Origin of the sequence: Streptomyces sp. Act143, assembly GCF_003143935.1 — a bacterium.
Taxonomy (GTDB): Bacteria; Actinomycetota; Actinomycetes; order Streptomycetales; family Streptomycetaceae; genus Streptomyces.
Genome location: NZ_QFRX01000001.1, coordinates 2,995,533 through 3,015,755, shown reverse-complemented (window position 1 = coordinate 3,015,755; position 20,223 = coordinate 2,995,533). Strand labels below are relative to the sequence as shown.

General features: G+C 71.0%; 15 protein-coding genes. 10 read left to right on the top strand and 5 right to left on the bottom strand.

Annotation, left to right across the window (positions count from 1 at the left end):
- The first annotated feature begins 112 nt into the window (after window positions 1-112).
- Complete coding sequence (locus DI272_RS13395; RefSeq protein WP_109495600.1) at window positions 113-841, top strand: class III extradiol dioxygenase subunit B-like domain-containing protein; 729 nt, start codon at window positions 113-115, stop codon at window positions 839-841.
- Window positions 842-952: 111 nt separating this feature from the next.
- Here DI272_RS13395 and DI272_RS13390 read toward each other — a convergent pair whose 3' ends face one another.
- Both DI272_RS13390 and DI272_RS13385 read right to left on the bottom strand, forming a co-directional pair.
- Window positions 953-1,219 (bottom strand): antitoxin, encoded by a 267-nt coding sequence (locus DI272_RS13390; RefSeq protein WP_109495599.1) that lies wholly within the window; start codon window positions 1,217-1,219, stop codon window positions 953-955.
- 24 nt (window positions 1,220-1,243) lie between these two features.
- Window positions 1,244-1,573 carry a hypothetical protein gene (locus tag DI272_RS13385; RefSeq protein ID WP_109495598.1) on the bottom strand — a complete coding sequence of 110 codons (330 nt, stop codon included), beginning with the start codon at window positions 1,571-1,573 and terminating at the stop codon, window positions 1,244-1,246.
- Window positions 1,574-1,755: 182 nt separating this feature from the next.
- On the opposite strand from DI272_RS13385, the gene miaA reads away from it, so the two are divergent.
- The 6 genes from miaA (at window position 1,756) to hflX (ending at window position 10,353) form a co-directional block, all read left to right on the top strand.
- A complete protein-coding gene (gene miaA, locus DI272_RS13380; protein ID WP_109495597.1) occupies window positions 1,756-2,694 on the top strand; it encodes a tRNA (adenosine(37)-N6)-dimethylallyltransferase MiaA in 939 nt (312 codons plus the stop codon).
- Between the two features lie 108 nt (window positions 2,695-2,802).
- Entirely contained in the window at window positions 2,803-3,306 is a 504-nt protein-coding gene (locus DI272_RS13375) for a hypothetical protein (protein ID WP_109495596.1), read from the top strand.
- Window positions 3,307-3,467: 161 nt separating this feature from the next.
- Window positions 3,468-4,343 carry a diaminopimelate epimerase gene (dapF, locus tag DI272_RS13370; RefSeq protein ID WP_109495595.1) on the top strand — a complete coding sequence of 292 codons (876 nt, stop codon included), beginning with the start codon at window positions 3,468-3,470 and terminating at the stop codon, window positions 4,341-4,343.
- A 288-nt stretch (window positions 4,344-4,631) separates the two neighbouring features.
- Window positions 4,632-6,830 (top strand): bifunctional (p)ppGpp synthetase/guanosine-3',5'-bis(diphosphate) 3'-pyrophosphohydrolase, encoded by a 2,199-nt coding sequence (locus tag DI272_RS13365; RefSeq protein WP_109495594.1) that lies wholly within the window; start codon window positions 4,632-4,634, stop codon window positions 6,828-6,830.
- 414 nt (window positions 6,831-7,244) lie between these two features.
- The gene (locus DI272_RS13360) at window positions 7,245-8,714 is read left to right on the top strand and encodes a M1 family metallopeptidase (protein WP_109495593.1); all 1,470 of its coding nucleotides are present in this window, start codon (window positions 7,245-7,247) and stop codon (window positions 8,712-8,714) included.
- Between the two features lie 145 nt (window positions 8,715-8,859).
- A complete protein-coding gene (gene hflX, locus DI272_RS13355; RefSeq protein ID WP_109495592.1) occupies window positions 8,860-10,353 on the top strand; it encodes a GTPase HflX in 1,494 nt (497 codons plus the stop codon).
- Window positions 10,354-10,434: 81 nt separating this feature from the next.
- On the opposite strand, the gene DI272_RS13350 is transcribed toward hflX, so the two are convergent.
- From DI272_RS13350 to DI272_RS13340, 3 genes are all read right to left on the bottom strand, one after another.
- Window positions 10,435-11,577, bottom strand: coding sequence for an IS30 family transposase (locus tag DI272_RS13350; RefSeq protein WP_375138113.1), 1,143 nt, complete (start codon window positions 11,575-11,577; stop codon window positions 10,435-10,437).
- Between the two features lie 159 nt (window positions 11,578-11,736).
- On the bottom strand, window positions 11,737-12,939 hold the full coding sequence (locus DI272_RS13345) for a serine protease (protein WP_109495590.1): 1,203 nt from the start codon (window positions 12,937-12,939) through the stop codon (window positions 11,737-11,739).
- A 165-nt stretch (window positions 12,940-13,104) separates the two neighbouring features.
- Window positions 13,105-14,331 carry a serine protease gene (locus DI272_RS13340; protein WP_109495589.1) on the bottom strand — a complete coding sequence of 409 codons (1,227 nt, stop codon included), beginning with the start codon at window positions 14,329-14,331 and terminating at the stop codon, window positions 13,105-13,107.
- Between the two features lie 400 nt (window positions 14,332-14,731).
- Between DI272_RS13340 and DI272_RS13335 the strand changes: the two genes are divergently transcribed.
- The 3 genes from DI272_RS13335 (at window position 14,732) to DI272_RS13325 (ending at window position 19,968) form a co-directional block, all read left to right on the top strand.
- Window positions 14,732-16,372: an aminotransferase class III-fold pyridoxal phosphate-dependent enzyme gene (locus DI272_RS13335; RefSeq protein WP_109500821.1), complete on the top strand. Its 1,641-nt coding sequence runs from the start codon at window positions 14,732-14,734 to the stop codon at window positions 16,370-16,372.
- A gap of 481 nt (window positions 16,373-16,853) precedes the next feature.
- Window positions 16,854-19,013, top strand: coding sequence for an IucA/IucC family siderophore biosynthesis protein (locus tag DI272_RS13330; protein WP_109495588.1), 2,160 nt, complete (start codon window positions 16,854-16,856; stop codon window positions 19,011-19,013).
- A gap of 142 nt (window positions 19,014-19,155) precedes the next feature.
- Window positions 19,156-19,968, top strand: coding sequence for a GNAT family N-acetyltransferase (locus DI272_RS13325; protein ID WP_109495587.1), 813 nt, complete (start codon window positions 19,156-19,158; stop codon window positions 19,966-19,968).
- The last annotated feature ends 255 nt before the right edge of the window (window positions 19,969-20,223 follow it).

Sequence of the window (20,223 nt, the reverse complement as noted above, 5' to 3'; positions counted from 1 at the left end):
CGGGGTGCGGAGCCGGCGCTGTGGTGAGGTTCGGCGCCGTACGGCATCGATCTCATGGACGTGCCCGTCACGGAGTGACGCGTCGGCGCCCTACGGCGTTACGCTGCCGATCATGCTTGTCGCCGCCGCAGTCTGCCCCTGCCCGCCCCTCCTCGTGCCCGAGGTCGCCGCGGGCGCCGCGCCCGAACTGGATGCCGCGCGTGCCGCCTGCACGGACGCGCTCGGCGTGCTCGCCGCCGCCCGGCCGGACCTGCTCGTGGTGATCGGGCCCGCGGAGCAGGGCGGACGAGGGACGCACGCCGAGGGGGCGCGGGGCTCGTTCCGGGGCTTCGGCGTGGACGTCGACGTACGCCTGGGTCCGGGATCCGACCCGGGTGGGGACGGCGACGAGTCGCAGCCCACGCTTCCGACCTCGCTCTCCGTTGCCGCGTGGCTGCTGGCGAGGACCCGCTGGGCGCACGCCCCGATCGAGGGACTCGGGGTGGGGGAACCTCTCGCGGCCGAGCGGTGTATTGAAGTCGGAAGGGACATCGCCGCGCGGGCCGGGCGCGTGGCGCTGCTGGTGATGGGCGACGCCAGCGCCTGCCGCACCCTCAAGGCGCCCGGATATCTCGACGAGCGCGCCGCCCCCTTCGACGCGGAGGTCGCGCGGGCCCTCGGGGCGGCGGACGTACCGGCCCTCGAAGCGCTGGACGCCGAGCTGGCGTACGAGCTCAAGGCGTCCGGCCGGGCCCCGTGGCAGGTCCTCGCGGGCGCGGCCGAGGGGGCTGGGCTCGGTGGGGAACTGCTGTACGAGGACGCGCCGTACGGAGTGGGGTACATGGTCGCGGCCTGGTCCTGACACACGTCTCCCGGCCCTGCCCGTGCAACGGCGGACGGCCGGGAGCGTGTGCTCCGCGGCCGTCCGTCGATGACGCGAGTCCGCCGCTGGGCGGCCGCGTCCCTGGTCCGTTCAGGAAGCGGGCGGCGGTGCGGTCGGGGGCGTGGTCGTGCCGCCCGTGCCACCGTCGTCCTTGTGCGCGAGTCGGTCCATGGCGTCCTTGGCCTTGCCCGTGCCCGTCTGGATCTTGTCGCTGTACTTGCCCTTGGTCTTCTCGTCGACGACCTTGGCGGCCCGGTCGAGACCGTGCTGGATCTTGTCCCCGTGCTGCTGCGCGAGGCCGGAGACCTTGTCCTTGGCCGGGTTGAGCTTGGCTTTCAAATTGTCCAGGAGGCCCATCGTTCACCTTCCCGCGCGGGGCAGTTACGTGCGGGCGCTCTCGCCGGCCTCGCTGTCGGCCGCCTCTTCGGCGGACTGCTGCTTGGGGATGTCGACGCCTTCGGCGGCACCGGACGCGCCGGTCTCCGCCGTCGCTTCCGTCTCCGTCTCGGCCTTCGACTCCGCAGACGCAGCCGCTTCCTCGGTCTCGGTCTCGGTCCCGGCCTCGGGCTGCGCCTCGGCCGACTCCTTCGCCGCCACCGTGTCTGCGGCCGCCGCCTCGGGTTCGGCCGTCAGCGTGGCGGCCGTGGCCTCGGCGGTTGACGTCTCCTCCGTAGCTTTCGACCTCCGGAGAAGTCGTGCGAAAACACCCATATCAGCTCCATACGGTACTCGTGCGGGCGAAATCCCGCGTCGCCCGGTGCGCCCATTTGCGTCGACCGGGGTGCCGCCTCTGCGAACCGGCGGCGGAAACCTCGCAACAGGCAACGACCCCGCACCCGTGCCGTCACGTAACTCGTTCGAGGCCACGGCGCGACGTTTGCGAGACTGGGGCGGTGAGCAGCGCACCCCCCGCCCCCCGAGTCATCGCCGTCGTCGGACCGACCGCGGCCGGAAAGTCCGATCTGGGCGTCTTCCTGGCCCAGCGTCTCGGCGGCGAGGTCGTCAACGCCGACTCCATGCAGCTCTACCGAGGGATGGACATCGGCACCGCCAAACTGACGCCCGAGGAGCGCGGCGGCGTCCCGCACCACCTCCTCGACATCTGGGACGTGACCGTCACGGCCTCCGTCGCCGAGTACCAGCGCCTCGCCCGCGAGCGGATCGACGCGCTGCTCGCCGAGGGACGCTGGCCCATCCTGGTCGGCGGCTCCGGCCTCTACGTCCGTGGCGCCGTCGACAACCTCGAGTTCCCCGGCACCGACCCGGAGGTCAGGGCCCGCCTGGAGGAGGAGCTCACCCTCCGCGGCTCCGGCGCGCTGCACGCCCGCCTGGCCGCCGCCGACCCGGAGGCCGCGCAGGCGATCCTGCCCAGCAACGGCCGCCGGATCGTCCGGGCCCTGGAAGTCATCGAGATCACCGGCAAGCCCTTCACCGCCAACCTGCCCGGCCATGACTCGGTCTACGACACCGTCCAGATCGGCGTCGACGTGGAGCGCCCCGAACTCGACGAGCGGATCGCGCGCCGCGTCGACCGGATGTGGGACGCCGGACTGGTCGACGAGGTGCGGGCGCTGGAGGCGCGGGGGCTGCGCGAGGGGCGCACCGCCTCGCGTGCGCTCGGCTACCAGCAGGTGCTCGCGGCGCTCTCCGGGGAGTGCACCCTGGAGGAGGCCCGAGCCGAGACCGTACGCGCCACCAAGCGCTTCGCGCGCCGTCAGGATTCGTGGTTCAGACGCGATCCGCGAGTGCACTGGCTCAGTGGGGCTGCGGCGGATCTCACAGAACTTCCAAAGCTCGCACTGGCGTTGGTCGAACGACCGGTTACAGCCTGATCACGTCCTGGCATCGGGACGCTCAGGCCGTCATCCGGGCCTCCGGCGCCGTGCCATCATCGAGCTTCGATCGACCAAGTGGAGTCCGAGTTGGGAGGGCGCGTGGCGATGGAGGCCGGCCCTCGCGACACCGCACGGAGCACCGAGCCCCGCACCGCAGACAGCGGTGAACCGGAGCAGGACGAGGACCGTCTGAGCCCCGACGGGCCCGACGAGACGCAAGGCGGCGTGATCGCCGACGGCCCCGAGCCCGAGGAGATGTTCGCCGACGGTCCCGAGGTCGAGGTCGAGCTGCGCCCGCAGCGCCGGATGCGCATCTGGCAACTCGCCCCCATCGTCGCCCTGGCCGCGCTCGGCTCCCTGATGTTCGCCTTCCCGCTCGCCTTCGACTTCGGCGACAGCGGGGCCGTGATCGCCATGCTGGGCCTGCTGATCTGCTCGTGCGCGGCGGGCTGGGGCATGATGGCCGCGCGCCGGGTGGGGTACACCCTGCCGGGCCTGCCGCCGAGAGGCTCAGGCCGACGCCCGGACTGGCGCGTGGTGCTCCTGTACGTCGTGATCGTCGCCGCGGTGGTCGTGCTGGCCGTGTGGCGCGTGGCGCGCCTGCGCTGATCCGCACGCGCGCGTGCGGGTGCCGTAGGGCCTGCGGCCACGCGCGCGTGGCGTCGCTCCGAGCGGCGTGTGGTCGGCCGCCGCAGCGGCACGCGCGGGTGTGTGAGCTGCCATACGACCGTCGATGACCGGCTGTCGTACCCACCCCGTACGATCGACGCATGAGCACGCGCACGCGGATCGCCTTCCTCAAGGGCCACGGCACCGAGAACGACTTCGTGATCGTCCCGGACCCCGGGAACGCCGTCGACCTGCCCCCCGCCGCCGTCGCCGCCCTGTGCGACCGCCGGGCCGGTATCGGTGGTGACGGGCTGCTGCACGTCGTGCGATCCGCCGCCCACCCCGAGGCGCAGCACATGGCCGCCGAGGCGGAGTGGTTCATGGACTACCGCAACGGCGACGGCTCGATCGCCGAGATGTGCGGCAACGGCGTCCGCGTCTTCGCGCGCTACCTCCAGCACGCCGGGCTCGCCACCGAGGGCGACCTCGCCGTCGCCACGCGCGGGGGCGTGAAGACCGTGCACATCGCCAAGGACGGCGACATCACCGTCGGCATGGGCAAGGCCCGCCTCCCCGAGGGGGACGTCCAGGTGAGTGTCGGCGAGCGCAGCTGGCCCGCGCGCAACGTGAACATGGGCAACCCGCACGCCGTGGCCTTCGTCGAGGACCTCGCCCATGCGGGCACCCTGTACGACGCGCCGCCCTTCAGCCCGGCCTCCGCCTACCCGGACGGGGTCAACGTGGAGTTCGTGGTCGACCGCGGCCCGCAGCACGTCGCCCTGCGGGTGCACGAGCGCGGTGCCGGCGAGACCCGCTCCTGCGGCACGGGCGCGTGCGCCGTCGCCGTGGCCACCGCCCGCAGGGACGGCGTCGATCCCGCGGTGACCGGGACCCCGGCGACGTACACCGTCGACGTGCCCGGCGGCACGCTCGTGATCACTGAGCGGCCCGACGGAGAGATCGAGATGACCGGCCCGGCCGTGATTGTGGCCGAGGGCGAGATCGACCGGGAATGGCTGGAAAACGCCGCGCGTTGAGTGAGTGAAAGGCGGGTTCCGGCGGTTCGGAACACTGGAATCCGCAGCCTCACCCGCCTTCGGTGACACGAAACGACGGAGAACCGCAGGTCGGGTGGCGCGAAATCGTAAACCTGAAAACCGTCGCTCGAATGGGTGATCCGTTTCACGCTCGACGAGAGGCGGTCAGCCGCGCGTGATGGGCTCGGTAGCATCAAGCACCGGCCCGGACGGGGGACCGATGACATCCCCTGTGCCGTGTCCGCCCTGGGGCACCCCGTCCGCCGGTCAATGCAGCCGGAGGTGCCCATGAGTGCGGAGGCCACGAACCCCGCGACCCCAGGTCCGGTAACCGGGCCCGCGGCGCGCTGGCGGGCGCGGATCGACCTGCGTCGCCTGGGCCGCGCCGCCTTGCTCGGCCCGGCCGCCCGCGACCGGCTGCCCGACGCCATCGGCCATGTCGCGGAGGCCCATCGCGCCCACCATCCCGACGCCGACCTCGAACCCCTGCGCCGCGCCTGGGTCCTGGCCGAGTCCTCGCACCGCGGCCAGATGCGCAAGAGCGGCGAGCCCTACATCACGCACCCGCTCGCCGTCACCCTGATCCTGGCCGAACTCGGCGCCGAGACCACCACCTTGACCGCATCCCTGCTGCACGACACCGTCGAGGACACCGATGTGACGCTCGATCAGGTCGGCGAGCAGTTCGGCGCCGAGGTCCGCTATCTCGTCGACGGCGTCACGAAGTTGGAGAAGGTCGACTACGGCGCCGCTGCCGAGCCGGAGACCTTCCGCAAGATGCTCAAGGCCACCGGCAGCGACGTCCGCGTGATGTCGATCAAACTCGCCGACCGGCTGCACAACATGCGCACCCTCGGCGTCATGCGCCCGGAGAAGCAGGCGCGCATCGCCAAGGTGACCCGCGACGTCCTCATCCCGCTCGCCGAACGACTCGGCGTGCAGGCGCTCAAGACCGAACTGGAAGACCTGGTCTTCGCGATCCTGCACCCCGAGGAGTACGAGCACACGCGCGAGCTGATCGTCGACAACGCCTCGCGCACGGACGACCCCCTCGCGGAGATCGCCGACGAGGTGCGCGGTGTCCTGCGGGACGCCGACATCCAGGCCGAAGTCGTCATCCGGCCACGGCACTTCGTCTCCGTGCACCGAGTGGCCCGTAAACGCGGCCAGTTGCGCGGCGCGGACTTCGGCCGGCTGCTGGTGCTCGTGAACGAGGACGCGGACTGCTACGGCGTCCTCGGCGAGCTGCACACCTGTCTGACGCCCGTCGTCTCGGAGTTCAAGGACTTCATCGCGGTACCGAAGTTCAACCTGTACCAGTCGCTGCACACCGCGGTCGCCCGCCCCGACGGCCAGGTCGCCGAAGTCCTCATCCGCACGCACCAGATGCACAAGGTCGCCGAGGCCGGCGTCATCGCGCTCGGAAATCCCTACGTCGCCTCTCCGTCGGAGGAGCCCGTCGACGGCGAGCGCGAGGACCCGACCCGGCCCGGCTGGCTCTCCCGGCTCCTCGACTGGCAGGAGGCCGCGCCCGACCCCGACACGTTCTGGTCGACGCTGCGCGAGGACCTCGCCCAGGACCGCGAGATCACCGTCTTCCGGCCCGACGGCGGCACGCTGGGCCTGCCCGAGGGCGCGACCTGTGTGGACGCCGCGTACGCGCAGTACGGCGAGGACGCGCACGCGTGCATCGGCGCCCGCGTGAACGGCCGGCTGGCGACCCTGAGCACCGTGCTGAAGGACGGCGACACGGTCCAGCTCCTCATGGGGCAGGACCCGGCCTCGGAACCCTCCAGAGAGTGGCTGGAGCACGCGCAGACGCCCGCCGCGCGGATCGCCATCCAGCGCTGGCTGGCCACGCATCCCGCGCCCCAGGTGCCGGGGGAGGGCCTGAGCGAGAGCCTGCACGGCACGGTGAATCGCCCCGAGGGGCCACGACCCTCCGCCGAGGCGCCCACCGGGGCCGCCGGCACCCTGTCCGCCCCCGATGCCCAGCGACCCCGTCCGCGTACGACCGACGCCGCGCCGGCTCGACCCCGTACCGCCGACGTCCTCGTCGACCAGCCCGGCGCGACCGTGCGCCTGGCCGGCTGCTGCACGCCCGTGCCGCCCGACGACGTCACCGGCTTCGCCGTGCGCGGGGGAGCGGTCACCGTGCACCGCGTCGGGTGTCCAGCGGTCGCCCGCATGAAGGACTCCGGGCGTACGGAGGTCGGGGTGCGCTGGGGTGACACCGCCGCGTGCCGGGTCACGCTGTACGCCGAATCGTTCGGCCGCCCGCATCTGCTCGCGGACCTCACCGAAGCCATGGCCCTCGAAGGCGCCGAGATCGTCTCGGCGACCGTCGAACCCCCCAGCCAGCAGCGCGTCCGCCACACCTACACGGTCGACCTCCCCGACGCGGCCCTGCTCCCCGCGTTGATGCGGGCGATGCGGAACGTACCCGGGGTGTACGACGTGAGCCGGGCGCAGACGTCGGGGGCGTGACGCGCGCGGGAGGGGGCTTCTGTGTGGCATGCCCCGCGTGGGACCGGGCTCTGTGTGGCATGCCCCGCGCGGGTGGGGTTCTCCGCCTGGGCCGGGCCGCTGTGTGAGCCGTGTTCCGCCGCCGGGGTGGGCAGCCTTGTGCGTCCCGCGACAGGTCAGGGTGGGCCTTGTGAGAGCGGTGCCCGGTCGGGGCGCGCCTGACTGCCAGCCGTGGGTCGTCGGGGGCGCCTAAAGGCCAGCCGGAGGTTGTCGGGTCCCGTCTGTGCGTCAGCCATGAGCCGTCGGGTCGCGTCTGCGCGTCAGTCCAGTCATGAGGCGTCAGGCCGAGGCGAGGTCAAGGGCGGTCGCACTCGTTCGGGTGGGCCGGTCGCGCGTCGGCGCCGCCACGCGCGCGTGCGCTGGTAGCGGTGGTGCATGCTGCTCACCCCCCACGCCAGGACGCCCCGGCGGCTGAAGGCGGCCGCGCTGCTCGCCTCCGCCGTCTCCGTCTGTCTCGTCGCCGCGAGCGCCCCCGCCGCCCCGCTCGGTGTCGGCGACCGCCTCTTCCCGCACCTCGGCAACCCCGGATACGACGTCGCGTCGTACGACCTCTCCTTCACCTATCCCGGCTCCAACACCAAGCCGCTGAAGGCCGTCACCACCATCGACGCCTGGACGACCACCTCTCTCGACCGCATCAACCTCGACTTCGCGCACGGCGAGGTCGAGTCGGTCGACGTCGACGGCGAGCCGGCGTCGTTCGCCGAGGCCGGTGAGGACCTGGTGGTCACGCCGGAGGAGGAGCTGCCCAGCGGCAGCTGGATGCGGATCACCGTGCGCCACACCAGCGACCCCGTGTCGTCCGACGACCGCGACGGCGGCTGGGTGCGGACCACCGACGGGCTCGCCATGGCCAACCAGGCCGACGCCGCCCACCTGGTCTTCCCCTGCAACGACCACCCCTCCGACAAGGCGATGTTCACCATCCGGGTCAACGCGCCCGACGGCTACACCGCCGTCGCCAACGGGCTGCCGACCGGCGTCGACCGGGCCGCCGGGACGACCACCTGGACGTACCGCACGCAGCACCCCATGGCCACCGAGCTCGCCCAGGTGTCCATCGGCCGTTCCACCGTGCTGCACCGCAGGGGCCCGCATGGGCTGCCGGTCCGCGACGTCGTGCCGACCAAGCACCGCAAGGCGCTCGAACCCTGGCTGAAGAAGACCCCGGACCAGATCTCCTGGCTGGAGAGCAAGGTCGGCCGCTACCCCTTCGAGACGTACGGCCTGCTCATGGCGGACGCCGACACCGGTTTCGAACTCGAGACGCAGACGCTCTCTCTCTTCGAGAGAGAGCTCTTCACCGAGCCCGCCTACCCCAAGTGGTACGTCGAGTCGATCATGGTCCACGAGCTGGCCCACCAGTGGTTCGGCGACAGCGTCGCCCCGGCTACCTGGTCCGACCTGTGGCTCAACGAGGGGCACGCCACCTGGTACGAGGCGCTGTACGCCGAGGAGAAGGCCGGCAAGTCGATGGAGGCGCGGATGAAGGCGGCGTACGGCGCCTCCGACCGCTGGCGCGCGGCCGGCGGCCCGCCCGCCGCGCCCAAGGCGCCGGACCCCGGCCAGAAGATCAGCATCTTCCGCCCGAACGTCTACGACGGAGCCGCGCTCGCCCTCTACGCCCTGCGCCAGGAGATCGGCCGCGAGGCCTTCGAGCGCCTGGAACGGGTCTGGGTGAGCCGCCACGAGGACGGCACCGCCACGACCGCGGACTTCGTCTCCCTCGCCTCTGAGCTCTCCGGACGCGACCTCGGCGGGTTCTTCCAGGACTGGCTGTACGGAGAGAAGACCCCGCCGATGCCGGGCCACCCGGACTGGAAGTCCGTCGCGGTGGGCAAATAAGGCGGTGACGAGACGCCCCGTCCCGTGCGACCATCTTCGGGTCGGCGCGGCACGGGACACGGGAATCTCCCGGGGTACTCGTGCGTTGTGACCAGTGACGAAGTCACGATCGCCGAATCGGCATCCCCAACGACGTAAGGATCCAATGACCTCCTCTTCATCCTTTTCCCAGGACGCACAGCGCTTCGCGCACACATACCCCGAAGGTCTTCGGGCCGATGCCCTGATGGAAGAGGACGTCGCCTGGAGCCACGAGATCGACGGAGAGCGGGACGGCGAGCAGTTCGACCGCTCCGAGCGCGCGGCTCTGCGCCGCGTGGCGGGCCTCTCCACCGAGCTCGAGGACGTCACCGAGGTCGAGTACCGACAGCTCCGTCTGGAGCGGGTCGTGCTCGTCGGCGTCTGGACCTCGGGGACCGCGCAGGACTCGGAGAACTCCCTCGCGGAGCTCGCCGCCCTCGCGGAGACCGCGGGCGCGCTCGTGCTCGACGGCGTGATCCAGCGCCGTGACAAGCCCGACGCGGCCACCTACATCGGCTCCGGCAAGGCCACCGAGCTGCGGGACATCGTCCTCGAAACGGGCGCTGACACCGTCATCTGCGACGGTGAGCTCAGCCCGGGCCAGCTCATCCACCTCGAAGACGTCGTCAAGGTCAAGGTCATCGACCGTACGGCCCTGATCCTCGACATCTTCGCCCAGCACGCCAAGTCCCGGGAGGGCAAGGCGCAGGTCGCGCTCGCGCAGATGCAGTACATGCTGCCGCGGCTGCGGGGTTGGGGTCAGTCGCTGTCCCGTCAGATGGGCGGCGGCAAGGGCGGCGGTCTCGCCACCCGTGGTCCCGGTGAGACCAAGATCGAGACGGACCGGCGCCGGATTCGCGAGAAGATGGCGAAGATGCGCCGGGAGATCGCGGAGATGAAGACCGGCCGCGAGATCAAGCGCCAGGAGCGCAAGCGCAACAAGGTGCCGTCCGTCGCCATCGCGGGCTACACCAACGCCGGCAAGTCCTCCCTGCTCAACCGCCTCACCGGCGCCGGTGTCCTGGTCGAGAACGCCCTGTTCGCGACCCTGGACCCGACCGTCCGGAGGGCCGAGACGCCCAGCGGGCGCCTGTACACCCTCGCCGACACCGTCGGCTTCGTACGGCACCTGCCGCACCACCTGGTCGAGGCGTTCCGCTCCACCATGGAGGAGGTCGGCGAGTCCGACCTGATCCTGCACGTGGTGGACGGCTCGCACCCGAACCCGGAGGAGCAGCTCGCCGCCGTGCGCGAGGTGATCAGGGACGTCGGCGCCACCGACGTACCCGAGATCGTCGTGATCAACAAGGCCGACGCGGCGGACCCGCTGACGCTGCAGCGGCTGATGCGGATCGAGAAGCGTTCCATCGCCGTCTCGGCCCGTACCGGCCAGGGCATCCAGGAACTGCTGGCGCTCATCGACAACGAGCTGCCGCGGCCCTCGGTCGAGATCGAGGCGCTCGTGCCGTACACGCTGGGCAAGCTCGTCGCCCGTGCCCACTCCGAGGGCGAGGTGATCTCCGAGGAGCACACCCCGGAGGGCACCCTGCTGAAGGTGCGGGTGCACGAGGAGCTGGCGGCGGATCTGGCGCCGTACGTTCCGGCGCCGGTGGCATAACAGCAGGACCGCTTGATATGGGAAGGCCCGGGTCCCGTGAGGGCGCTTTCTAGGGGTCGTCGCAACACGCGGTCGTGTTGATCAGGCCGTGAGCAGTCTATGCAGGCGCTCGGCTGGGGTTTCCCAGCCGAGCGTTTTGCGTGGGCGTCCGTTGAGTTCGGCAGCGACGGCGTCCAGGTCCTCGCGGGTGTGGACGGACAGGTCGGTGCTCTTGGGGAAGTACTGCCGGAGCAGACCGTTGGTGTTCTCGTTCGAACCGCGCTGCCAGGGGCCGGCCGGGTCGCAGAAGTGGACAGGGATGTCGGTCGCGACGGTGAACTCGCGGTGGCGTCCGATCTCCACCCCGTGGTCCCGGGTCAGGGACCGCTTCAGATGGGCCGGCAGTGTCCGGACCGTCTCCACCAGGGCGTCACGGACCAGCTCGGTGCCACGGCCGCCGGGAAGGTGCAGAAGCATCACGTAGCGGGTGGAGCGTTCGACCAGGGTGCCGATGGCGGAGGCGCCGTCCTTGCCGATGATCAGGTCGCCTTCCCCATGGCCGGGCACCGCCCGGTCCCCGGCCTCGGCAGGCCGTTCGCTGATCATCATCGGATCGCGGAAACGGGGCTGGCGCTGCTGTGCCTGGCGGCGGGGCTTGCGCCGGGTGCGGCCCCGTCCGCAACGCCCTGGCGAGGTCTCACGGCGTAGTTCGCCCCGGCCCTGGACGTAGAGCGACTGGTAGACGGTCTCGTGGACCACGTGCATCTCCGGCCGGTCGGGGAACTGGGCACGCAGGGCCTGGCAGCTCTGCTCAGGACTCCACCGCAGGTCCAGGTGGTCCTGGACAAAGGCGCGGAGTTCGGGGTTCTGCCCGATCTTCCCGGGCTTAGGGCGAGGCCGACGGGCCTCCGCGCGGGCCTGGGCGGCGTGCGGGCGACAGTGCCCCAGGCCACGGGTTCCGGCGGTGCGGTTGCGGCGTATCTCCCGGCTGATGGTGGACGGACTGCGGTCCAGTTCAGCGGCGATCTGCCGGACTGCGGCCCTTTCTCGCAAACGGTCGGCGATATAGATCCGCTCGTCCCCGCGCAAGTACCGCGACGGACCCGAAGGCGGCACCACCGGCCGAACCGGAGGTGCCGCCTTCTGCTTGCGGTCGGCGTTGCGGCCGTTGCGCCACCGGCGGCCCGTCTTCGAGTTGACGCCGACGATCAGGCACGCCTGGTTGTTGCTGAAGCCCTGCTGCATGAGCCGGAAGTATGCCTCCCGCTCACGCAGCAGCTTCGTCGGCCCTTGAGCCGTCCGGATCTCCCGAAACTTGGAGTCCATCGCACCCCTTGAACTGGGGTGTTGCAACGACCACTAGAACGGAAGATGTGAGGGGCGGGCCTTCGTGCGCGTAGGGCGTCACTTGCCGCCGTACGTCTTGCTCATGTTCTGGTAGATCGCCTCGGCGGTCGCGCCCAGCTGCGGGCCCGCCAGCCAGGTGTTGTCGGCCGGGCCGATCGACGTGTTCGAGACCAGCTTGGTCTCACCGTCCACCACCCGGAACCAGCCGCCGCCGGACGAACCGCCGGTCATGGTGCAGCCGATGCGGTACATCGTCGGCAACGTGGTGCTCAGCGACAGGCGGCCGGGCTGGTCGATGCACTTGAACATCTTCAGACCGTTGTACGGCGCCGCCTGCGGGTAGCCCCAGGCGCCCATCTTGGCGACCTCGGTGGCGGAGGGGGCGGAGAAGTCGATGTCCAGGGCGGCACCGACCGTCTCCTCCAGCGACTTGGCGCCGGACTCCGGCTTCACGTGCAGCACCGAGTAGTCGTACGCCGCTCCGTCACCGCCCGTCTCCGAGCCGCCCGCGATCCACTCGTTGGAGGTGGAGGCCCAGTCCGCCCACCACTGGCCGTACGGCGCGATCTCCGCGGGGTTGGAGTCGGTCAGCTGCGCCTCGGACTTGCCGTAGTCGTTGTAGGCCGGGACGAACATGATGTTGCGGTACCAGCCGCCGCCCGAGCCGGCGTGCACGCAGTGGCCGGCCGTCCACACCAGGTTGGACTTGCCCGGGTGGTTGACGTCCTTGACGACCGTTCCCGAGCAGACTGCCGTGCCCTCGGGGGTGTCGAAGAAGATCTTGCCGACCGGTGCCGCGTTCTCGTGGTACGGCGTCTTCTCCGCGGACGCCTCGACGGGCAGCGGGTCCGGGTCGGTGACGCCCGCGTCGGCCGCCGCGTCCTTCGTCGAGTACGTCTTGTTGGCCTCCTTCGCGGACTTCATCCGCTCCGGCTTCCACAGACCCTTGATGACCGGGTTGACGAAGTCCTTGGCCTCACTGAGCCACTTGTCCTTGTCCCAGTTCTTCCAGCCGCCGTCCTTCCAGTCGTCGACGTCGATGCCGTGCTCCTTGAGCTTGGCGGCGATGTCGGCCGGGATCTGGATCTTGTCGTTGCCGCTGTCGGCAGCCTGGGAGGCGGTGGCCTCGGGTTTGTCGCTGGCCTCGTCCGAGCCGTTGCAGGCCGTCGCGGTGAGCGCCAGGGCGGCGACCAGGCCGGTGGCGGCGAGCGCGGTGCGCTGCCGCTTCGCTGACGTACGGGACGTACGTGTGGAACGCATGGTGCGTTGACCCCCGTTGGAGCTGTTGTCGTGCTGTTATGTCATGCGCGCGTCACTAGGGAAAAAGGCGCCCCCGTGCGCGACACCCCACTATGCCCGGGCAGTTGAGGGTGAACGGCGGCGGGGTGGTGAAGATTTCTTGGCCCCACCCCGCCGCCGACCCCGTCACTGACCGGCGAACTTCTCGCTGACCGAGTCGTAGACACCCTTGGCCACGTCACCCAGCCGCGGTCCGGCCAGCCAGCCTGCGGTCACCGGGCCGATGGACGTGTTGGAGACCAGCGCCGGCTTGCCGTCCGAACCGGTCGCGACCCAGCCGCCACCCGACGAACCACCCGTCATGGTGCAGCCGATGCGGTACATCGTCGGGTCCGACGCGTTGATCGACAGCCGCCCCGGCTTGTCCTGGCACTGGTACATCGTCTCGCCGTCGTACGGCGCCGCCGCCGGGTAACCCGTCGCCGTCATGCTCTGGATCTTCGTCGCGGCAGGGGCGTTGAAGTTCACCGGGAGGGCCGAACCGACCGTCTCCTCAAGGGACTTTCCCGAGCCGCCCTTCTCCGGCGTCACATGGATGACCGCGAAGTCGTACGAGGCGCCGTCCCCGCCCGTCTCGCCTCCCTGCTCGATCCACTGGTCAGAGGTCTGCGCCCAGTCACCCCACCAGACACCGTACGGAGCGACGTCCTCCCGGGAGGCCTTCTCCAACTCCGCGGTCGACATGGCGTCGTTGTTGTACGAGGGCACGAACGCGATGTTGCGGTACCAGCCGCCCTTCTTGCCGGCGTGCACACAATGGCCCGCGGTCCACACCATGTTGGACTTGCCGGGGTTGGCCGGGTCCTGCACGACCGTCGCCGAGCAGACCATCGTGCCCTCGGGGGAGTCGAAGAACACCTTGCCCGCCACGGGGACGCTGTCGTGGTACGTAGCCGGCACGGCCTTGGCGTCCACCGGCGCCGGCTCCGGGTCGGTCACGCCCTGGTCCCCGGAGATGTCGCTGTCGTCGACACCCTTGCCCTGGTCCGGGTCCTCGGCGCCGCGCATGCGGTCCGGGTCCCACAGGCCCTCGATGATCGGGTTGACGAAGTCCTGGGCCTCGCGCAGCCAGTCGTCCTTGTTCCAGTCCTTCCAGGCGCCGTCCTTCCACTTGTCGACATCGATCCCGTGCTCCTTCAGCCGGTCCTTGATGTCGTCCGGGATCGTGATCTTTCCGTCCGAGGAAGCCGAGGCCGAGGCGCTGCCGCCCGCCGCCTGGTCGTCGCCCGACTCGCAGGCGGTGGCCGTGAGCGCGAGCACCGACGCGAGGGCGACGGCAGCCAGGACGGGGGAGGTTCTGCGCCGCGCGCCCCTGGCCCTGCGGGCGGTGAACGACGGCCTTGTGGATCGCATGATCTGACTCCCCCTGAGGTGAACGAACTTGACGCGGTGGCCGTGAGCCCACGTCGAACACGGCGCGATATCACACCGGTTCGTTCTCCCCCGCGTCGACCCCGCGCCGATTCCGCGCTGATCCCGGGGTGTTCTCACGACCTGTTGGAACGGCATCACACACTATGCGCTCGCTGTGGGGGACTTCCGACGGAACGGCAACGGTTCCGTCACGGCAAGGATCTTGAGGCAACCCGTAACCCCGTGCCGTATCCGGGGTTGGTAGCGGTGGGGGGCCTGCTGTCCGGGTGCGGTCCTCCGTGCCCGGGGCGGGAGTTCGGCTCGGCCCGGGCGTCGGACGACGGCGGGAGGACAAGAAGACGTGGCCGAGGCTCTGTACGGCAGATGCACCTCCGAGGGGATGCTGCGGCGCCAGTCGGCGCGCGAACCGGCTGCACGCACCTACCCGCGCGCGCTGCCGATCGTGCCCGTACGCGCACGCGGGTTGACCGTCGAGGGCGCGGACGGCCGCCGTTACCTCGACTGCTGCTCCGGCGCGGGGACACTGGCCCTCGGTCACAACCATCCCGTGGTGCTGGAAGCGATCCGCGGCGTCCTGGACTCCGGTGCTCCCCTGCACACCCTGGGCCTCGCGACCCCCGTCGAGGACGCTTTCCTCGCCGAGCTGTTCCGCACCCTGCCGCCCGGTCTCGCCGGCCGTGCTCGCGTGCAGTTCTGCGGTCCCGCCGACACGGACGCCGTGGAGGCCGCCTTCAGGCTCGTGCGGGAAGCGACCGGGCGCAGCGCAATGCTCACTTTCGCCGACGCTCGCCACGGCGTGACCGGCGCTGCCCTGGCGGAGACGGGGGACCTGGCTCCGGCCACGGCCCGGCCCCCGCGCCTGCCCTACCCACAGGACTACCGTTGCCCTTTCGGTGTGGGCGGCGCATACGGTGCCGAACTCGCCGCGGACTGGACCGATTCCGTCCTCGACGACCTCCCGTCGGGGGCGGCCGGTGCCGCCGGGATGATCGTCGAGCCCGTCCAGGGCGAGGGCGGGGTGATCCCGGCGCCGGACGCCTGGCTGCGGCGCATGCGCCGGCTCACGGCCGACCGCGCCATCCCGCTCGTGGCCGACGAGAGCCGGACGGGAGTCGGCCGCACCGGCGCGTTCTGGGCCGTGGAGCACAGCGGGATCACTCCTGACGTGATGGTGCTGTCCAAGGCCATCGGAGGCAGCCTGCCACTCGCCGTCGTGGTCTACCGCGACGACCTCGGCGTCCACGCACCCATTGCCCCCACGGGCGCGGTCCGCGGCAACCAACTCGCCATGGCCGCCGGCACGGCCACCCTCGCCCACGTCCGCGAGAACCGCCTCGCGGAACGCGCCTCCCTCCTGGGCGCCCGCATGCTCGCCCATCTGCGGTCTCTGCGAGGGCATTTCACGTGTGTCGGGGACGTGCGGGGGCGCGGGTTGATGCTCGGTGTGGAGTTGGTGGACCCGGAGAGTGCGGGGGAGGCGGGCCGGGGCGGTGGAGGGAACCGGGGTGTGGCGGATGGGTACGGCGGAGAGAGTCGGGGCGCGGTGGGTGGGTACGGCGGAGAAGGCCGGGGCGCGGCGGTAGATGGCTACGGCGGAGAAGGCCGGGGCGCGGCGGTAAATGGCTACGGCGGAGAGAGAAAGAGTTCGGTGGATGGGTATGGCACCGCGGCCGACGGTCGGGCGAAGACGGCGCCCGGCGCCCCGCCTCTCGGTGTGGGGTCGGGAGCGGTTGTGGCCGCCTCTGGCGTCGTCCCTCGCCCAGCCGCTCCCGAACTTGCCGCCGCGGTCCAGCGGGAGTGCCTGCGGCGGGGCCTGATCGTCGAACTCGGCGGACCTCAGGGCAACGTCGTCCAACTCCTCCCGCCCCTCACCATCAGCGACGAGCAGGCGGAGGCGGTGCTCGACCGTCTCTCCGACGCGGTGGAAGCGGCGGCCCATGACCAGGGCCGCCCGACCCAGACGGCTCCTCCTGGCCCCGCCTGCCATCCGCGAGGCCAGTACAGCGCACGCGCGGGATAGCCCGACGGTGACTGACGCCAGATGGCGCCGTGTCAGTGTGCCGCAACCATCCCTCGACGTCCGCCCACACCAACTGCTTCCGAACGACATCCCGCCTCCGTATCCCGGCACTCCCTGCCTGACCCGCTCACGAGGAACAACCTTGAACACCACCCCGACCTCCGACGCCTCCAGCCACCCGCCGACAACAGGCCGTGCCGTGCTGGAGCCTCCCCGTCGGCCCGAGCCGGGACCCAGTAGTGGTCCGACGGACGTCGCCGGGACCCCTTCGCGGGAGCGGGTCGCGGCCGAAGGTCGGGTTCCGGAACAAGGGCGGGGGTGGGAGGAAGGGCAGGGGCAGGAGCTGATGCCGAGGTCCTGCGATGACCAGCCCGCAGAGCAGAGGGCAAGCACGAGGCGCGTGGGCGGCTCCGGTGACCGGGATCAGCGGATGCCAGGCGGAGGGGGAACCTCTACGCCGATGGGTCGGTCGGGTCAGCAGATGCCAGGCGAGGGCGGAACCTCCACGCCGCTGGGGCACCCAAGTCAGCAGACGCCGGGCGGGGGCGGAACCTCCACACCGGCAGGCCACCCGGGCCAGCAGGTTCCCCACCCGAACGCAGACTGGCTGTGCGGAGCCACAGCCGACCCCCTGGACCACCCCGACCCGCACATCGCCGCCGAGTCCGCCGCCGTGGAGAACCTGCTGCGCTGCTGGGTACGCGAAGCCGACCTCTCCGCCCCCGCCCACGGGACTCTCCGCATCCCACTCCCCGCGAGCGGCACCGCCCTGCTCACGCCCGTCCGCTACTGGTCCCCGACGGGTTGGCACCGCTTCGGTCCTCCGCGTCTGGCCAGCGCCCCTGAACAGTCCCCACCTCTCGATGCCGTCACCCTCGCGGCACTGCTCGCCAGAGAGCCCTCCGTGGACGGCCCGGCCGGCACGTCCTCCGACTCTGTCGCCGCGCCTCCTTTCCGCACCGCCCCCGAGACCAGTTCGCAAGCCACCCTCACGGCCGACGCTCACCCCAACACCCCCGCCGACGCTGACCCCAAAACCCCCCTCGGCGCGCACGCGAACACCCCCCTCGGCGCGCACGCGAACACCCCCCTCGGCGCGCCCACGAACACCCCCCTCGGCACTCACTCCGCCACCACGGCCGACGCCTACTCCTCCACCACGGCCACCACAGCGGGTACCGACCTCGTGGCCCGAGTTGCCGACTCTGCGCGCCGCACCGCCGTCTTCGTCCACGAGCGCAGAGAGCGTCCCTCGGACGCGCCCGACCTGTTCCTCGCGGCCGAGCAAGCCCTGCTGCTGGGACACCCCCTGCACCCCACACCGAAGAGTCGAGAGGGCCTGACAGAGGCCGAAGCGCGGCTCTACTCGCCAGAGTTGCGCGGCGCCTTCCCCCTGCACTGGATCGCAGTCGCCCCCTCCGCACTCGCCGCCGACTCGGCCTGGACCGAGCGCGGACGTCCCGTTCCCGCCGCTCACCTCACCGCACGCCTCGCGGTGTCCGGACCACCGCTCCCCGACGGCCACGCGGCCCTGCCGCTGCACCCTTGGCAGTTGCGGGAGGTCCGGCACGATCCCATGATCGCCGCACTGTTCGATGCCGGACTGCTCCGCGATCTCGGAGCGCACGGCTCCGCATGGCACCCCACCTCCTCCGTACGCACCGTCTATCGATCCGGTGCGCCCGCCATGCTCAAGTTGTCGCTCGGCCTGCGCATCACCAACTCCCGCCGACAGAACCTCCGCAAAGAACTTCATCGAGGCGTCGAGGTCCACCGCTTGCTGCGCAGCGGACTTGCCGAGCAGTGGCAGGCGGTGCACCCCGGCTTCGACATCGTCCGCGATCCGGCCTGGCTGGCCGTCGACGGATCGGACGGTCGGCCTGTACCGGGGCTCGACGTGGTGATCCGGCACAACCCCTTCACCCCCGTCGACGACGTCTCCTGCATCGCCGGACTCGTCGCGCCCAGGCCCTTCACCCGGCCGACCCGTACCGGAGGCACGCCCGAGGATCAGCCGGCCATGCGGTCCCGACTGGCCGAGGTCGTCGCACGCCTTGCGAGCCGGACCCGTCGGCCGCTGGGCGCCGTCGCCGCCGAGTGGTTCCTGCGCTACCTGGAGCATGTGGTCCGGCCGGTGTTGTGGTTCGACGCTGAGGCCGGTATCGCCCTGGAGGCGCACCAGCAGAACACGCTGGTTCTCCTGGACGGCGACGGCTGGCCCACGGGTGGCCGCTACCGGGACAACCAGGGCTACTACTTCCGAGACTCGCGGCGGGCCGAACTGGGCGCCCGTCTGCCCGGGATCGGTGAGCACAGCGACACGTTCGTCTCCGACGAGGTCACCGACGAACGCTTCGCGTACTACCTCGCGATCAACAACGTCCTCGGACTCATCGGTGCCTTCGGGTCCCAGCGACTGGCCGAAGAACGGTTGTTGCTCGCCGCCTTCCGTCGTTTCCTCTGTGACGTCGCCGCCGGGCCTGGTCGCCTGCGCACCACGCTGCCCGCCCGCCTGCTGGACTCACCTGTTCTGCGCTGCAAAGCCAACCTGCTGACGCGACTGCATGGCCTCGATGAACTAGTCGGCCCGGTCGACACCCAGTCCGTCTACGTCACCATCGCCAACCCCCTTCGTGCCTGACCTGCACATCTGACCCCTTTCGCCTCAACTCCCGGGCACGGCGGCTGCTTCAGCCCCACCGGCCATGCCTGTCCTTCGTGTCACCTCTGTCCGTTCATCCCTGAGGAACATGCCCCGACCCGTCTTTGAGAGGAGCGCCGCAATGCCGTCCACCGACGCGAGCGCCAATGCCACCACCACTCCCGCCCTGGTCACCGATGCCGGACCAGGCACGGGTGCCGATCCTGGTCCGGGCGAGACCCCGGGTACGGACTGCGAGGACACCCTCGACCTACGCCTGCCTGCCGAATTCCTCGCGCTGATCGCCGACGAGGCGGCCGCCGGTGTGGAACGAAGCGGCGCAGAGCGCAGGGCGCAAACCGGCGCGGGCGGACGGAACCGCGATGACCTCCTCGATGGCGTAGCCGGTTGGGGGCCGGTGGCCACGTCGGTGGGCGTGTTCCAGCTCGTTCCCGTGCATGCCGAGCGGGACCTTCCGCTCATCGGTCGCTGGATGAACGACCCCACCGTCGCGGAGTTCTGGGGGCTGGCCGGGCCCCAGAACCGGACCGAGGAACATGTGCGGTCCCAACTCTCCGGCGACGGGCGGAGCGTGCCCTGCCTCGGAATGCTGGACGGCATGCCGATGAGCTACTGGGAGATCTACCGGGCCGACCTCGATCCCGTGGCCCGCCACTATCCCGCCCGACCTCATGACACCGGAATCCACCTGCTCATCGGCGCCCCCGCCGACCGTGGGCGAGGGCTGGGCAGCGCGCTCCTCAGGGCCGTCGCCGATCTCGCGCTGGACAAGCGGCCCGCCTGCGCGCGCGTCATTGCGGAACCCGACCTCCGCAACACCTCCTCCGTCTCCGCTTTCCTGAGCGCCGGTTTCCGGTTCTCCGCCGAGATCGACCTGCCCGGCAAGCGGGCGGCCTTCATGGTCCGGGACCGCTCACGGCGCGATCTCCTCTGACGCGATCCCGCGTCATCCGAACCACGCCGTGTTGTCCCTCCCCGTTCGGCGTCTCCCCGTGCCGCGCCGCGGTGCGTCGTGTCTCCGTGCGCCGTGCTTCCGTACGCCATGCCGCATCGGGCTTTGCCGACTCACTCGATGTACTCATGACCAGGCACCCCTTCCTCGCTGGTTGATGTCACGTCGCGTCACATCGTCATCACTTTTGGTACACCGCTCGGGGCGATCCGGTTCCCACTCGCGAGACGGCTTTTT

Coding starts and splice junctions, on each gene's coding strand:
- DI272_RS13350 (WP_375138113.1), bottom strand. CDS start 11,577: ATGCAGCAGGGCTTCAGCAACAACCAGGCGTGCCTGATCGTCGGCGTC.
- DI272_RS13340 (WP_109495589.1), bottom strand. CDS start 14,331: ATGCGATCCACAAGGCCGTCGTTCACCGCCCGCAGGGCCAGGGGCGCG.
- DI272_RS13360 (WP_109495593.1), top strand. CDS start 7,245: ATGCTGCTCACCCCCCACGCCAGGACGCCCCGGCGGCTGAAGGCGGCC.
- DI272_RS13345 (WP_109495590.1), bottom strand. CDS start 12,939: ATGCGTTCCACACGTACGTCCCGTACGTCAGCGAAGCGGCAGCGCACC.
- DI272_RS13335 (WP_109500821.1), top strand. CDS start 14,732: ATGCTGCGGCGCCAGTCGGCGCGCGAACCGGCTGCACGCACCTACCCG.
- DI272_RS13330 (WP_109495588.1), top strand. CDS start 16,854: ATGCCAGGCGAGGGCGGAACCTCCACGCCGCTGGGGCACCCAAGTCAG.
- DI272_RS13385 (WP_109495598.1), bottom strand. CDS start 1,573: ATGGGTGTTTTCGCACGACTTCTCCGGAGGTCGAAAGCTACGGAGGAG.
- DI272_RS13395 (WP_109495600.1), top strand. CDS start 113: ATGCTTGTCGCCGCCGCAGTCTGCCCCTGCCCGCCCCTCCTCGTGCCC.
- DI272_RS13365 (WP_109495594.1), top strand. CDS start 4,632: ATGAGTGCGGAGGCCACGAACCCCGCGACCCCAGGTCCGGTAACCGGG.
- DI272_RS13325 (WP_109495587.1), top strand. CDS start 19,156: ATGCCGTCCACCGACGCGAGCGCCAATGCCACCACCACTCCCGCCCTG.
- DI272_RS13375 (WP_109495596.1), top strand. CDS start 2,803: ATGGAGGCCGGCCCTCGCGACACCGCACGGAGCACCGAGCCCCGCACC.
- hflX (WP_109495592.1), top strand. CDS start 8,860: ATGACCTCCTCTTCATCCTTTTCCCAGGACGCACAGCGCTTCGCGCAC.
- dapF (WP_109495595.1), top strand. CDS start 3,468: ATGAGCACGCGCACGCGGATCGCCTTCCTCAAGGGCCACGGCACCGAG.
- DI272_RS13390 (WP_109495599.1), bottom strand. CDS start 1,219: ATGGGCCTCCTGGACAATTTGAAAGCCAAGCTCAACCCGGCCAAGGAC.